At 44.6% G+C, this 15,896-nt stretch carries 11 protein-coding genes, 1 tRNA gene and 1 pseudogene; 7 read left to right on the top strand and 6 right to left on the bottom strand.

The annotated features are described in order from the left end of the window. Positions 1-127: 127 nt before the first annotated feature. Positions 128-3,160, top strand: a complete 3,033-nt coding sequence (gene secDF / locus KTR07_RS05350) for a protein translocase subunit SecDF (RefSeq protein ID WP_008765303.1) — start codon at positions 128-130, stop codon at positions 3,158-3,160. A gap of 173 nt (positions 3,161-3,333) precedes the next feature. Here the strand turns inward: secDF and KTR07_RS05345 are convergent. Beyond that, a tRNA-Arg gene (locus tag KTR07_RS05345) sits at positions 3,334-3,405 on the bottom strand. A gap of 203 nt (positions 3,406-3,608) precedes the next feature. On the opposite strand from KTR07_RS05345, the gene KTR07_RS05340 reads away from it, so the two are divergent. Together KTR07_RS05340 and KTR07_RS05335 are read left to right on the top strand one after the other, a co-directional pair. Further along, positions 3,609-5,459 carry a 2-oxoacid:acceptor oxidoreductase subunit alpha gene (locus KTR07_RS05340; RefSeq protein WP_032840807.1) on the top strand — a complete coding sequence of 617 codons (1,851 nt, stop codon included), beginning with the start codon at positions 3,609-3,611 and terminating at the stop codon, positions 5,457-5,459. 3 nt (positions 5,460-5,462) lie between these two features. Continuing rightward, a complete protein-coding gene (locus KTR07_RS05335) occupies positions 5,463-6,473 on the top strand; it encodes a 2-oxoacid:ferredoxin oxidoreductase subunit beta (protein ID WP_011108506.1) in 1,011 nt (336 codons plus the stop codon). A 181-nt stretch (positions 6,474-6,654) separates the two neighbouring features. Here the strand turns inward: KTR07_RS05335 and KTR07_RS05330 are convergent, their stop codons facing one another. From KTR07_RS05330 to aroQ, 5 genes are read right to left on the bottom strand one after another with little or no spacing between them, the layout of a single operon-like run. Further along, positions 6,655-7,881: an FtsX-like permease family protein gene (locus tag KTR07_RS05330; RefSeq protein WP_008765300.1), complete on the bottom strand. Its 1,227-nt coding sequence runs from the start codon at positions 7,879-7,881 to the stop codon at positions 6,655-6,657. Beyond that, the gene (rbfA, locus tag KTR07_RS05325) at positions 7,878-8,210 is read right to left on the bottom strand and encodes a 30S ribosome-binding factor RbfA (protein WP_008761924.1); all 333 of its coding nucleotides are present in this window, start codon (positions 8,208-8,210) and stop codon (positions 7,878-7,880) included. The genes KTR07_RS05330 and rbfA overlap by 4 nt, the downstream gene beginning before the upstream one ends. A 16-nt stretch (positions 8,211-8,226) precedes the next feature. Beyond that, positions 8,227-8,865, bottom strand: coding sequence for an O-methyltransferase (locus tag KTR07_RS05320; protein ID WP_008765299.1), 639 nt, complete (start codon positions 8,863-8,865; stop codon positions 8,227-8,229). Between the two features lie 25 nt (positions 8,866-8,890). Then, entirely contained in the window at positions 8,891-10,348 is a 1,458-nt protein-coding gene (gene pyk / locus KTR07_RS05315) for a pyruvate kinase (protein ID WP_008761922.1), read from the bottom strand. Positions 10,349-10,379: 31 nt separating this feature from the next. After that, complete coding sequence (gene aroQ / locus KTR07_RS05310) at positions 10,380-10,802, bottom strand: type II 3-dehydroquinate dehydratase (protein ID WP_008761921.1); 423 nt, start codon at positions 10,800-10,802, stop codon at positions 10,380-10,382. A gap of 74 nt (positions 10,803-10,876) precedes the next feature. Between aroQ and xerD the strand changes: the two genes are divergently transcribed. From xerD to KTR07_RS05290, 4 genes and pseudogenes are all read left to right on the top strand, one after another. Beyond that, on the top strand, positions 10,877-11,836 hold the full coding sequence (gene xerD / locus KTR07_RS05305) for a site-specific tyrosine recombinase XerD (RefSeq protein WP_008761920.1): 960 nt from the start codon (positions 10,877-10,879) through the stop codon (positions 11,834-11,836). A gap of 138 nt (positions 11,837-11,974) precedes the next feature. Then, positions 11,975-13,666 carry a tetratricopeptide repeat protein gene (locus KTR07_RS05300; RefSeq protein ID WP_008761919.1) on the top strand — a complete coding sequence of 564 codons (1,692 nt, stop codon included), beginning with the start codon at positions 11,975-11,977 and terminating at the stop codon, positions 13,664-13,666. A 112-nt stretch (positions 13,667-13,778) separates the two neighbouring features. Continuing rightward, on the top strand, positions 13,779-14,894 hold the full coding sequence (locus KTR07_RS05295; protein WP_008765298.1) for a TlpA disulfide reductase family protein: 1,116 nt from the start codon (positions 13,779-13,781) through the stop codon (positions 14,892-14,894). Positions 14,895-14,907: 13 nt separating this feature from the next. Then, positions 14,908-15,831, top strand: a pseudogene (locus KTR07_RS05290) (YifB family Mg chelatase-like AAA ATPase); the annotation flags it as partial. Positions 15,832-15,896: the final 65 nt, after the last annotated feature.

The raw sequence follows: 15,896 nt of genomic DNA, 5'->3' as shown, positions 1-15,896 counted from the left end.
CTTATTACATATGAATGTGAAAAAAAAACTATATTTGCAGCCTTGTATGCGGCAAAATGGACTTGTATACGACAGAATTTAACTGAAAATTAAATTAAAAAAGTAATCATCATAAATTAAAAGTAAAATGCAAAACAAAGGATTTGTAAAGGTTTTTGCGGTACTACTCACGCTGGTATGCGTGTTCTACCTCTCCTTCTCCTTCGTAACCCGCCATTACACTAATAAGGCGAAAGAGATTGCGAACGGCGACCCGAAAGTAGAACAAGACTACCTTGACTCTCTCTCCAATGAGAAAGTAATGCTGTGGAACTGGACGCTGAAAGATTGTCGTGAAATGGAGATCAGTTTAGGTTTGGACCTAAAAGGTGGTATGAATGTTATCCTTGAAGTTTCTGTGCCTGATGTTATCAGAGCATTGGCTGACAACAAGCCGGATGAAAACTTCAATAAAGCGCTGAATGAAGCTGCAAAACAAGCTGTCAACAGCCAGGACGATATCATTACCTTGTTCGTCAGAGAATACCAGAAGACTGCTCCGGGCGCAAAACTTTCCGAACTTTTCGCAACACAACAGTTGAAAGATAAAGTTAACCAGAAATCATCAGATGCCGAAGTAGAAAAAGTATTGAGAGCAGAAGTAAAGGCTGCCGTTGAAAACTCATACAACGTGCTTCGTACCCGTATCGACCGCTTCGGTGTTGTTCAGCCGAACATCCAAAGCCTCGAAGATAAGATGGGCCGTATCATGGTGGAACTTCCGGGTATCAAGGAGCCGGAACGTGTGAGAAAACTTCTTCAAGGTTCGGCCAACCTCGAATTCTGGGAAACATATACTGCAAAAGAGATTCTTCCGGCTATGCAGTCGGCTGACTCAAAATTGCGTGCTATCCTGTCACAGGAAACTGCCGCTGATTCTACAGCCACTAACGCAACTGCAGACACAATCCCCGCAGCCAAGCTGGCAGAAGCTACTCCGGCAAAGAAAGCCGTAAGCGTTGCCGACAGTCTCGCAGCTACTCTGAAAGGAGATGCCAAAGACGAAAAGGCGGGAGCAAACATGGAAGAAATCAAAAAGCAATATCCGTTGCTAGCTGTTCTTCAGTTGAATTCAAGCGGTCAGGGTCCGGTGATCGGCTATGCTAACTATAAGGATACAGCCGATATCAACAGATATCTGAGCATGCCTGAAATCCAGTCAGAACTTCCGAAAGACCTTCGTCTGAAATGGGGTGTTTCTCCTTCTGAATTCGATAAGAAAGGACAGACATTCGAATTGTATGCTATCAAATCTACCGAACGTAACGGCAAAGCTCCGTTGGAAGGTGACGTAGTAACAGATGCAAAAGACGAATTCGACCAATACAGCAAACCGGCTGTAAGCATGACCATGAACTCTGACGGTGCACGCCGCTGGGCACAGTTGACCAAGCAGAACATCGGTCGTTCTATCGCTATCGTTCTTGATAACTATGTATATTCTGCTCCGAACGTAAACTCTGAAATCACAGGCGGACGTTCACAGATTACAGGTCACTTCACCCCGGAACAGGCAAAGGACTTAGCTAACGTATTGAAATCAGGTAAGATGCCGGCTCCGGCCCACATCGTACAGGAAGATATCGTAGGTCCGTCTCTGGGTCAGGAATCTATTAACGCAGGTATTTTCTCATTCGTTGTAGCTTTGATCCTGTTGATGATCTACATGTGTTCCATGTATGGCTTCATCCCGGGTATGGTTGCCAACTGCGCATTGTTCCTGAACTTCTTCTTCACGCTGGGTATCCTTTCATCCTTCCAGGCGGCACTGACCATGTCCGGTATTGCCGGTATGGTGTTGTCACTCGGTATGGCGGTGGATGCGAACGTACTTATCTATGAACGTACAAAAGAAGAGCTTCGTGCCGGCAAGGGTGTGAAGAAAGCATTGGCTGACGGTTATTCAAATGCCTTCTCTGCTATTTTCGACTCCAACCTGACATCTATCATCACCGGTATCATCCTGTTCAACTTCGGTACAGGTCCTATCCGTGGTTTTGCCACTACATTGATTATCGGTATCCTTGTATCCTTCTTCACTGCTGTGTTCATGACTCGTCTGGTTTACGAACACTTCATGAATAAAGACAAGTGGCTGAACCTGACATTTACTTCCAAGATTTCCAGAAACTTGCTGGTAAATACCCGTTTCGACTTCATGGGAACCAATAAGAAATCACTGATCATCGTAAGCGCTATTATCCTTGTTTGTATCGGTTCGTTTGCATTGCGTGGTTTAAGTCAAAGTATTGACTTCACCGGTGGACGTAACTTCAAGGTACAATTCGAGAATCCGGTAGAACCGGAACAAGTTCGTGAACTGATCGCTGACAAGTTTGGTGAAGATGTAAATGTAAATGTGATCGCTATCGGTACAGACAAGAAGACAGTACGTATCAGTACCAACTACCGTATCGCAGACGAAGGTAACAATGTAGACTCTGAGATCGAATCATACTTATACGAAACACTGAAGCCGTTGCTGACACAGAACATCACACTGGCTACTTTCATCGACCGTGACAATCACACAGGCGGTAGTATCGTTAGTTCACAGAAAGTGGGTCCGAGTATCGCAGACGATATCAAGACAGGTGCCGTATGGTCAGTTGTTCTGGCTCTGATCGCTATCGGTCTGTATATCTTGATCCGTTTCCGCAACATCGCTTACAGTATCGGTTCTATCGTAGCTCTGACTTGTGATACGATCATGATTATCGGTGCTTACTCATTGTTGTGGGGTATCGTTCCGTTCTCACTGGAAATCGACCAGACATTCATCGGTGCTATCCTGACGGCTATCGGTTACTCTATTAATGATAAGGTGGTAATCTTCGACCGTGTACGTGAGTTCTTCGGCTTGTATCCGAAACGTGACAAGCGTCAGTTGTTCAACGACTCTCTGAACACTACACTGGCTCGTACCATCAATACTTCATTGAGTACGTTGATCGTATTGCTGTGTATCTTCATCCTCGGTGGTGATTCAATCCGCAGCTTCGCATTCGCAATGATCCTCGGTGTTGTTATCGGTACTTTATCTTCGTTGTTCATTGCATCTCCGATTGCATACAACATGATGAAGAACAAAAAAGTAGTGGTAGCAGCTACGGAAGAATAATAAATTCCAGAAATAGAAAAAGCCTCTTCCGAACATTCGGAAGAGGCTTTTTCTATTGATTATTAAAACAAATAGAAGCTATAAGACGTTAATCTTAAAAGAAGCCATTGTAATACTTAAAACTCAATACAGTATGAAGCAAAACAACACCGCCTCCCGCAGATTTCTCTTAGTAGCCCCGAGGGGAATCGAACCCCTATCTAAAGTTTAGGAAACTTCTATTCTATCCGTTGAACTACAAGGCCGCTTTTATTTTGGTTGCAAAGATAACGGTTTCTGTTGATTTAACAAGAATAAAAATGCAGGTTCCTTTCAGTAAATCCAATTATTTGGCGTCAATAGGACAATAAAGTTCGATTTATTTTGATAATTCGATTAACTTTCCGACCTTTGCGCTCACAAATTGAAAGTAAAATCAGTTTTTAAATTAAATATAGTAATTAAAGTTATGGCAGACGAAATGATGGTTAAAGAATTGGAGGAAGTCGTAGTACGTTTCTCCGGCGACTCCGGCGATGGTATGCAGCTGGCAGGCAACATCTTCTCGAACGTGTCGGCTACGGTAGGAAATGACATCTGTACATTCCCCGACTATCCGGCAGACATCCGTGCCCCGCAAGGTTCACTGACCGGTGTTTCCGGTTTTCAGATCCACGTAGGCGCAGGACAGGTGTACACTCCAGGAGACCGTTGCCACGTATTAGTAGCGATGAACCCCTCCGCACTGAAAACACAAATCAAATTCTGTAAACCGCAAGGACTTATCATTACCGACTCCGACTCGTTCGAAGCCAGAGACCTGGAAAAAGCACAATTTAAGACCAACAATCCTTTTGAAGAATTAGGCGTTAAACAAGAAGTGCTGGAAGTGCCCATCTCTTCTATGTGCAAAGAAAGTCTGAAAGATTCCGGACTGGACAATAAAACGATTCTCCGTTGCAAGAATATGTTTGCGCTCGGACTGGTTTGCTGGCTGTTCAACCGCAATCTGGCAGCAGCGGAAAAGATGCTGCGCGAGAAGTTCGCCAAGAAACCGGAAATCGCAGAAGCAAATATTAAGGTATTGAACGATGGCTACAACTACGGTGCCAACACACACGCTTCTACCTCTACTTATAAGATTGAAAGCAAAGCTCCGAAATCAAAAGGGCTTTATACAGATATTAATGGTAACAAGGCAACATCTTACGGATTGATTGCCGCAGCCGAAAAAGCCGGTTTGGAACTGTATCTGGGTTCGTACCCGATCACTCCGGCTACCGACATTCTGCATGAATTGGCCAAGCATAAATCACTGGGAGTAAAAACCGTACAGTGCGAAGACGAAATCGCCGGTTGTGCTTCTGCCGTTGGTGCAGCTTTTGCAGGTGCGCTGGCAGTAACGACAACTTCCGGTCCGGGCATCTGCCTGAAAAGTGAGGCGATGAACTTGGCCGTTATCGGCGAACTTCCGTTGGTGATTGTCAACGTACAGCGTGGTGGTCCGTCTACGGGTCTGCCTACCAAATCGGAACAGACCGACTTGCTGCAAGCACTCTACGGTCGTAACGGTGAAAGCCCAATGCCGGTTATCGCCGCCACTTCACCGACCAACTGTTTCGATGCCGCCTACATGGCAGCCAAAATTGCTTTGGAACACATGACTCCGGTCGTATTGCTGACAGATGCTTTCGTTGCCAACGGCTCTGCCGCATGGAAACTTCCCGATCTGAATGACTACCCTGCCATCAACCCTCCGTATGTAACTCCGGACATGGCGGGCAACTGGACCCCGTACCAACGTAACGAAGAAACAGGCGCACGCTACTGGGCGACTCCTGGAACAGAAGGTTTTATGCACCGCATCGGTGGGCTTGAAAAGAGTAACGAAACCGGAGCCATCTCTACCGAACCCGAAAACCACAACAAGATGGTTCACCTGCGTCAGGCAAAAGTGGACAAGATTGCAGACTACATCCCCGAACTTGAAGTGCTGGGCGACGAAGACGCAGACTTACTGATTGTAGGCTGGGGCGGTACCTACGGACATCTCCGTCTGGCTATGGACTTCATGCGCGAACATGGAAAGAAGGTTGCATTCGCACACTTCCAGTACATCAACCCGCTACCGAAGAATACAGCCGACGTATTACGTAAATATAAGAAGATCGTAGTAGCCGAACAGAATCTGGGACAATTTGCCGGTTACCTGCGTATGAAAGTACCCGGACTGAATATCAGCCAGTTCAACCAAGTGAAAGGACAGCCTTTCGTTACGAGAGAATTGATAGATGCATTTACTAAATTATTGGAGGAATAAGAGATGAGCGATAAAGTATATACCGTACAAGATTATAAATCAGGTCAGCCTCGCTGGTGTCCGGGATGCGGTGACCACGCTTTCCTGAACTCACTGCACAAGGCAATGGCCGAACTGGGAGTAGCTCCGCACAATATCGCCGTAATTTCCGGTATCGGTTGCTCTTCCCGTCTGCCTTATTATGTAAATACGTATGGCTTCCATACCATCCACGGACGTGCCGCTGCCGTTGCAACGGGTGCTAAAGTGGCTAATCCGGATTTGACTATCTGGCAGATTTCCGGTGACGGTGACGGTCTGGCTATCGGTGGTAACCACTTCATCCACGCTGTTCGTCGTAACATCGACCTGAACATGATTCTGTTGAACAACCGTATCTATGGACTGACCAAAGGACAGTATTCACCGACTTCCGAACGCGGATTCGTCAGCAAATCATCTCCTTACGGAACGGTAGAAGACCCTTTCCATCCGGCAGAACTGGCATTCGGTGCACGCGGACGTTTCTTTGCACGTTGTATCGCTGTAGACGGCGCCGCTTCTGTAGAGGTTCTGAAAGCAGCAGCCAACCATAAGGGTGCATCTGTTGTGGAAGTTCTGCAAAACTGTGTAATCTTTAATGACGGAACTCACGCTTCTGTTGCAACGAAGGAAGGACGCGCAAAGAATGCGATCTATCTGGAGCACGGCAAACCGATGTTGTTCGGTGAAAACAAAGAGTTCGGACTGATGCAGGAAGGTTTCGGACTGAAAGTGGTAAAACTTGGCGAGAATGGCATCACAGAAAAAGATATTCTGATTCACGATGCTCATTGCCAGGACAATACTCTTCAGTTGAAGCTGGCTTTGATGGAAGGCCCCGATTTCCCGATTGCACTCGGTGTGATTCGTGAAGTAGAGGCACCTACCTACAATGACGCTGTAGCAGAACAGATTGAAGAAGTCAAAGGCAAGAAGAAATATCATAATTTCCAGGAGTTGCTGATGACGAACGATACTTGGGAAGTGAAGTAATTCATTTTACTGAGAAAAAATAGAAAAGCGCAGGTAAAGGAGTTCGTCTCCTGCCTGCGCTTTTTGTTTATATAGTTTCTACATAAATACATGAAACACTCTGTTCCATTTTAGCAAACTCCTCTACAAAGCACCTACACTTCTGTATTCAAAGGTTATAGCCTTTTTCTTCTTCAGCCAATTACAGAAGCCGCTTGCTTAAGTAACGCACTGGATACCATACTGACAGGAATCCCACTGCTAAAACAGTAATAAAAATAAGCACTACATCCCATGCATGGACACTTACCGGATAAGCGTCCACCACAAAAGTTCCACCACCTCCGCCAAGGGTAATGATGCCAAACTTCTGCTGAATAAAACATAATATCAACCCCAGTATAATACCGGAGATAGCACCAAAGAGAGAGATGAGCCGTCCCTCAAATAAAAAGATACGGGATATCAGTTTATCACTGGCTCCCAAACTGCGCAAGGTTATGACATCGTCTTTCTTATCCAGAATCAACATAGAAAGAGAACCGATCACATTAAAACAGGCAATCATCAGAATAAAAGTAAGAAACAGATAAGAGATCAGCTTCTCTATTTCCATGATACGGAAAACATCTGCTTGCTGCTGATAACGGTTCTGTACCACAAAGTCATCACCCAGCATTTTTTCTATTTTAGACTGTACGGATGATATATTGGTATTCGGTTTCAGTTTCAACTCAATGCCAGAAACCTCTGTCGTATAGTCCAATAAGTTACGAAGGAAATCAAGGGAAGTGAGAATATAGCTTTCATCATACTTCTGTTGGTTGACCACGAACACAACACCCGGTGAATAAAGATAGTCGCGATTGAAAGAAGCCCCGGGATTCGCCATATTCACTTTGGCATTACGCTTGGGAAGATACACCTGCAAAGGATCTACGAACGCCAGTCCGGTACCCAAAGTCGAAACCAGTTCCACGCCCATCACCCCATAATTCACTATCGAATCATGAAGAATAAACTCGCCGGCTCCGTAAAGAATGTTATCTATTTCGGTTAAATCCTCAAAGTTATCTTCCACGCCTTTCAACACAACCATAGCCTGACGGTCTTTATATTGCACCATCGCATTCTCTTCCAGCGTCTCTGTAGATACCGAGACCTCCGGAAGCGCACAGACCGCACGAATCCTTTCATCCTGTCCGTCGAAGACTTTTCCCTCGCGGATGGTAATCTTCAACTGAGGATCAAAAGCTGTGAAAAAGCTGGCTACCATATCCTGAAATCCGTTGAATACGGAAAGCGTGCAGACCAGTGCCAACGTAGCAAGTGCCACCCCGCATACTGATATGCCGGAAATAATATTGATAGCATTATGCTTCTTTTTCGAGAAAAGATAACGCCGAGCTATGTAGAAGGGAAAATTCACTTCAGCAAAGAATCAATCTTCTCAATATAATCCAGTGAGTCGTCCACGAAGAACTTCAATTCGGGAATAATCCGTAATTGATGACGCACACGGGTTCCGAGCTCAAAGCGAATGGACTTCATGTTCTCATTGATATTCTTCACCATTTCTTCTGCTTTCTCTGACGGGAAAACGCTCAGGTACACGCGCGCAATACTCATATCAGGACTGATACGAACTGCGCTGACCGATATTAATATACCCGGCATTGCCTTTGTCTGAAGCAGGAATATCTCGCTCAGCTCCTTCTGTAACAGGCGGGATATCTTATTCTGTCTGGTTGTTTCCATAAATTTACTCCTTATCTTACTTTTTTCTTATTATAGTTAACCCATCACGCAAAGGCAGGATTACTTTCTCCACCCGGTCGTCCGTCACAAGGGCGTCATTGAATGCTTTGATGCCAATGGTCTGCGTATCCGCACTACGAGGTTGTTCCAACACATGACCATCCCACAATGTATTGTCGGCAATGATATACCCACCTGTGGAAAGATGCTTTAAAACCATCTCGTAATAATCGATATATTTACGTTTATCACCGTCAATGAAGGCCAGATCGAACGTAACGCCCAAATGAGGAACAAGCTCCAAGGCATCTCCTATATAAAAGCGAATCTTGTCCGCAAAAGGAGAATTCTCCAGCCAGGGACGGGTAAAGTCCTCTTGTTCATCATTAATTTCAAACGTATGCAACATTCCGCCCTCCGACAAGCCTTCCGCCAGACAAAGGGCAGAATAACCGCTATATGTTCCGATCTCCAGTATATGCCGGGGGCGAATCATCTCCACAAACATTTTCAGCATCCGCCCCTGTAAATGCCCGGAAGCCATACGGGGACGAAGCAGTTTCACATGCGTATCCCGGTAGAGTGCTTTCAGATAGTCACTTTCCGCATCGATATGCTGCAAAATATATTCATCAATAGATTCAGTCTCCTGCATAAAAACCTTATTTTAGATGTAACAGTTAGAGATAACGATTGTTGTTAGGCAATACAGTTTCTCCCGCATGTTTCAACGCATCTTCCACGACATTGATTTCGAGGAATGAAGTTTGTGTACCTGCCTTACCGCTACTCAGATATCCTACCATATCAGTCGGCTGCAAACGTCCTTCCTTCAACAGGCGGCGCAAAGCGGCAAAATAATATTCCTGTCCGTTGGCCAGCTCCGGCATATAGATTGCTTCCACTCCATAAGAAAGTGCCAGATGACGCATGGTCTTTTCTTTATAGCAGATAGCCAATACCGGGAACTTACCACGGAAAGCTGCCAGATTACGGGCGGTCCGTCCGCTATAGCTGTCTGTGATGATGGCACGTATCTTCAGTTTCGATGTAGCTTTCACTGCCTGTTTAGCAAGGAAGGCCGTTACATCGTTACTGTTTTCGTTCAACGGGATACGGATATCATTCTCTTCCAGTTTATCTTTTTCAGCCTGGGCCGCGATCTTGGTCATTGTCTTGACTGCATCTACCGGATATTTGCCATAAGCAGTCTCACCGCTCAACATCAGAGCATCCGTACGATAGTAGATTGCATTCGCGATATCGGTCACTTCCGCGCGGGTCGGACGAGGATTGTTGATCATGGTATGAAGCATCTGAGTCGCAACGATCACCGGTTTCTTTGCCAGGATACATTTGCGGATCAGCACACGCTGGATACCCGGAATACGTTCCTGCGGCACTTCGATACCCAGGTCACCACGGGCTACCATCACGCCGTCCGCCACTTCAAGAATCTCGTCGATGTTGTCCACCCCTTCCTGATTCTCAATCTTGGCAATAATCCGGATATCACTATTGTGAGCATCCAGAATTTCACGGATATCAAGTACGTCCTGACGGTTGCGCACGAAAGAGTGAGCGATGAAATCGATATCCTTTTCAATCGCGTAAAGTATATTGTTACGGTCTTTCTCTGTCAATGAAGGAAGATTGATACGAACACCCGGGACGTTCACGCTCTTGCGGCTTCCCAACGTTGCATCGTTTTTCACTTCGCAAAGCAGATAATCGGCTGTCTTATCGATTACTTCCAGTTCAAGATCACCATCGTCAATCAGAACCAGACCTCCGATATTCAAATCGTTCACAAAGTTAGGATACGAAACAGCGATACATTCACGAGTCGTCTCCTGATCAGGATTGCCGACAATCTTTACTTTATCACCTATCTGATATGGAATCGGTTCCGCATTGGCAGTTGTACGTACTTCCGGTCCTTTGGTATCCATGAGGATTGCAATCCGGTTGGATACGGAACGTACATTGGCAATCAACGCTTCAAAACCTTCACGGCTAGCGTGAGCCGTATTCATACGTACCACATTCATCCCAGCTTCAAACAGCTGTTTTATAAAGTCCACATCGCAACGTCTGTCCGAAATGGATGCGACGATTTTTGTCTGTTTCAGTAACATAGCCTTTTTACCTATTTAATATATTAATACCTTATTTATTACCTAACAAAGCCTCCAGAGCCAACCGATACGAGTTCAGCCCGAAGCCACAGATCACTCCTTTGCATGCGCAGGCGATCATAGATACATGCCGGAAAGACTCACGGCTATGTACATTAGAAATATGTACCTCGATCACCGGAGAAGTCACAGAACGAATGGCATCCTGCAGAGCGATGGAGGTATGTGTATAAGCGCCGGCATTCAGAATGATACCGTCTACCTCAAAACCTACCTGCTGAATGCAGTCAATCATTTCTCCCTCAATGTTCGATTGAAAATAGTCGATCTCCAAATCAGCATATCTTTTACGAAGCTCAGCCAGATAGTCTTCAAATGTAACACTTCCGTATATGGAAGGTTCACGTTTGCCCAACAGATTGATGTTCGGGCCATTAATAATTTGTATTCTCATCGCCGTAGTCCTGCTTTTTTAATACCTTTGTATCCAAAGAACAATATTTCAGGCTACAAAGGTAGAAAAAAGAAATGGAAATCAACGAAAAAAACAAGAAGAAGGAGCAACAAGCACTGATAATCAGAAAGTACCAGCAGTACCTCAAGCTGGAAAAGTCTTTATCCCCCAATACATTGGACGCTTATCTGACCGATCTGGATAAACTGATGAGTTTTCTGACTCTGGAAGGGATAGATGTTCTTGAAGTATGCCTGTCCGATCTCCAGCGTTTCGCTGCGGGATTGCATGACATCGGCATTCATCCTCGTTCTCAGGCACGCATTTTATCCGGCATCAAGTCCTTCTTCCGTTTCCTGATTATGGCGGATTATCTGGAGGCTGATCCCAGCGAACTGCTGGAAGGTCCCAAGATAGGATTAAAACTCCCCGAAGTGCTGACCGTAGAAGAGATCGACAACATCATCTCCTCCGTAGACCGCAGCAAAGCCGAAGGACAGCGCAACAGAGCTATTCTGGAAACATTATACAGCTGCGGACTCCGTGTATCCGAACTTGTCAGCCTCAAATTATCCGATCTCTATTTTGATGAAGGCTTCATCAAAGTAGAAGGCAAAGGAAGCAAGCAACGTCTTGTTCCCATTTCCCCCCGTGCCATTAACGAGATCAAACTTTATTTCTTGGACCGCAACCGGATAGAAGTTAAAAAAGACTATGAAGATTTTGTGTTTGTCAGCCAGCGGAGAGGCAAATCACTTTCCCGGATTATGATCTTTCATATGATAAAAGAATTAGCACAAAATGCGGGTATCACCAAAAACATCAGTCCGCACACTTTCCGACACTCCTTTGCCACTCATTTACTGGAAGGTGGCGCCAATTTACGGGCCATCCAGTGCATGCTCGGCCACGAATCGATTGCGACGACCGAAATTTATACCCATATCGACCGAAACATGCTTCGCAGCGAGATTATCGAGCATCATCCCCGAAATATCAAGTATCGGCGAGAAAAAGAGTCGGGTTTTCATTAAATTATGATAAAAACCTCCTGCTAACTACATAATTATATTAAGAATTAATATCTTTGCGATGTTTTTCCTTTATTAGGATTGAAAAGGGGTTATAAATATGACGATATTTCAATTACAAACATTTAATTTATACCTAAAATGACAAAGAAGTTGTACTTGCCTTTACTCATGGCAATTGTTGTTGCACTTTTCTCTTCGTGCAAGAAAATGGGTCCCCTGTCAGCGGACTACTTCACTGTTACTCCACAAGTGTTGGAAGCAGTAGGTGGTAAAGTTCCTGCTACCATTAATGGTAAATTCCCTGAAAAGTATTTCAAGAAAAAAGCTGTAGTAGAAGTTACTCCGGTTTTGAAATGGAATGGCGGTGAAGCTAAAGGACAAAGTGCTGTGTTCCAAGGAGAAAAAGTAGAAGGAAACGATCAGACTATCTCTTACAAAGTAGGTGGTAGCTATACGATGAAAACATCTTTCGACTATGTTCCTGAAATGGCAAAATCTGAACTGTGGCTTGAATTCAAAGCTAAAGTTGGTAAAAAGGAAGTCGTTATCCCCGCTGTGAAAGTAGCTGATGGTGTAATCTCTACTTCTGAATTGGTAAATAACACATTGGGCAGCGCTAACCCGGCTCTGGGCGAAGATGCTTTCCAACGTATCATCAAGGAAAAACACGATGCTAACATCATGTTCTTGATCCAACAGGCTAACATCCGTTCAAGCGAGTTGAAAACTGCTAAAGAATTCAACAAGGAAGTTGCTAACATAAACGAAGCTGCCAACAAGAAGATCAGCAACATCGAAGTTTCTGCTTATGCTTCTCCTGATGGTGGTGTAAGCCTGAATACAACTCTAGCAGAAAACCGCGAAAGCAACACTACCAAGATGCTGAACAAAGACTTGAAGAAAGCTAAGATCGACGCTCCGGTTGACGCTAAATATACTGCACAGGACTGGGAAGGTTTCCAGGAACTGGTTTCTAAATCTAACATCCAGGATAAAGAACTGATCCTTCGCGTATTGTCTATGTATCAGGATCCTGCACAGAGAGAACAAGAAATCAAGAACATCTCTTCTGTATACAAGAACCTGGCTGACGATATCCTTCCTCAACTGCGTCGTTCTCGTTTGACTTTGAACTACGAGATCATCGGTAAGTCTGACGAAGAAATCACTAAGCTTGCTTCTTCTAATCCTTCTGAACTGAACATCGAAGAATTGCTGTATGCTGCTACACTGACTAACGATCCTGCAAAACAGGAAGCTATCTATACTCAGGCAACAAAACAGTTCCCTAACGATTACCGCGCATACAACAACCTTGGTAAGCTTGCTTATCAAGCTGGTAACGTTGACAAAGCTGAATCTTACCTGAAGAAAGCTGCCAGCGTAAACGCTGCTCCTGAAGTAAACATGAACTTAGGTTTGATCTCTTTGATCAAGGGTGACAAAGCTGCTGCTGAAGCTTACTTCGGTAAAGCTGCAGGTACAAAAGAACTTGGCGAATCTATGGGTAACCTGTACATCGCTCAAGGCCAGTACGAAAGAGCAGTTAACTCATTCGGTGACGCTAAGACTAACAGTGCTGCTTTGGCTCAGATCCTTGCTAAGGACTACAACAAAGCTAAAAACACACTGGCAGGCGTAGAAAAACCAGATGCTTACACAGACTACCTGATGGCAGTTCTAGGTGCTAGAACTAACAATTCTTCTATGGTAACCAGCAGCTTGAAGAGCGCTGTTGCTAAAGAACCTGCGTTGGCTAAGAAAGCTGCAACAGACTTGGAATTCTCTAAGTTCTTCACAAATGCAGACTTCATGAGCATCATCAAATAAGAGAATTACCACTCTATTTTAGATATTGAGAATTGCTCGTCATTACAAATGACGGGCAATTCTTTTTTTTATCTGTAAAAAACCGTACTTTCGCAGAAAAGAAATCAAAGCAATGAAAAAGAGTAGTATTTTAATCCTCATCATTATCTGTCTGGTCGGATGCAAGAAGGGCTCCAATGAGACAACCATCACCGGAGAGATCAAAGGACTCGGAACAGATACACTTTATTTGTACGGCATGGACGAACTGTACGACCGGATAGACACCATTTATGTAGAAAACGATAAGTTCTCCTACACTACCAGCGTAGATACGATCACTTCTGCCTATCTGTTACTCAAGAACCGGATTGAATATCCTGTCTTTCTTGATAAGGGTAACAAGATCAAAATAAAAGGAGATACGATCAATCTGAATTTCCTGACTATCAGTGGAAATATATACAATGAGGAGTTTACAGACTTCCAAAAAGCACTGGAAGATCCGGCTGATCCTTCAGAAAAAGCCGGCGAAGAAACAGTGGATAAAAGAATAACTGTAGAGAAAGCAAACACTGCCGAAGAAATGGCGGAAGAGTTCATACTGCAACATCACTCCTCCTATGTAAGCCTTTACTTATTAGACAAATACTTCGTTCAGAAAGAAACGCCTGACTTCAGTAAAATTAAAAAGCTAGTTGAAGTAATGACAGGTGTATTACAGGACAAACCGTATATCGAACGTTTGAATGAAACAATCACTCAGGCAGAAAAATCGGAGATTGGCAAATATGCACCTTTCTTCAGCCTGCCCAATGCGAAAGGAGAAAAGATTACCCGTTCATCAGACGCCTTCAAGCAGAAAAGCCTGCTGATCAACTTTTGGGCTTCCTGGAACGACAGCATCTCTCAGAAGCAGAGCAACAGCGAGCTAAGAGAAATCTACAAAAAGTATAAGAAGAACAAATATATAGGAATGCTCGGCATCTCACTGGATGTAGACAAGCAGCAATGGAAAGACGCCATCAAACGCGATACGCTGGACTGGGAACAGGTATGCGATTTCGGCGGACTCAATTCTGAAGTAGCCAAGCAATATTCTATCTATAAAATACCTGCCAACATACTTCTCTCGTCGGACGGAAAGATTTTAGCTAAGAACCTTCGGGGAGAAGAGCTGAAAAAGAAAATAGAAAACATCGTTGAGGAAGCGACAGAAAAAGAAAAGAAAAACAAACAGAAGAAATAAACGGTAATCAAACGTGCTAATTAAAGTTTTCGGAGCGGCTGTTCAAGGGATTGATGCAACACTCATCACAATCGAAGTCAACAGCTCACGTGGCTGTATGTTCTATCTCGTCGGTCTTCCGGATTCCGCAGTGAAGGAAAGTCACCAACGTATTATCTCCGCACTGCAAGTCAATGGCTATAAAATGCCGACCAGTAACCTGGTTGTAAATATGGCACCGGCCGATATCCGCAAAGAAGGCTCGGCTTATGATTTGCCTCTTGCCATCGGCTTGCTGGGTGCCAGCGAAACCATATCTTCCGAAAAGTTATCCCGCTATCTGATGATGGGAGAACTTAGTCTTGACGGGAGCATTCAGCCTATCAAAGGAGCACTGCCTATTGCTATCAAAGCCCGTGAAGAAAACTTTGAGGGACTCATTATTCCTCAACAGAATGCGCGGGAAGCAGCAGTTGTCAATCAACTGAAGGTATATGGCGTCAGTAATATCAAAGAAGTTATCCAGTTCTTCAATGGTGAGCGGGAGCTGGAACAGACCGTTGTCAACACGCGGGAAGAGTTTTATCAACAGCAAACAGCCTTTGACCTGGACTTTGCAGACGTAAAAGGACAGGAGAATGTGAAAAGGGCGTTGGAAGTTGCTGCCGCCGGAGGACATAATCTCATCATGATCGGCGCTCCCGGCAGTGGTAAATCAATGATGGCTAAACGGTTACCTTCCATCCTTCCTCCCCTCTCCCTGGGTGAAAGCCTGGAAACGACCAAAATACATTCCGTTGCAGGAAAACTAAACCGGGGCTCTTCACTGATTTCCCAACGGCCATTCCGTGATCCCCATCATACGATATCGCAAGTTGCAATGGTGGGAGGCGGAAGTTTTCCCCAACCGGGAGAAATAAGCCTGGCGCATAACGGAGTTTTATTTTTGGACGAACTATTCTCAAAGCTATTTAACCATTGTATATTGTTATATATCAACTATTTAATCAGACAGAGCAACCA

Source organism: Bacteroides sp. MSK.20.82 (assembly GCF_019052485.1).
Lineage (GTDB): Bacteria > Bacteroidota > Bacteroidia > Bacteroidales > Bacteroidaceae > Bacteroides > Bacteroides thetaiotaomicron.
This window is presented reverse-complemented; position numbering and strand designations above follow the sequence as displayed.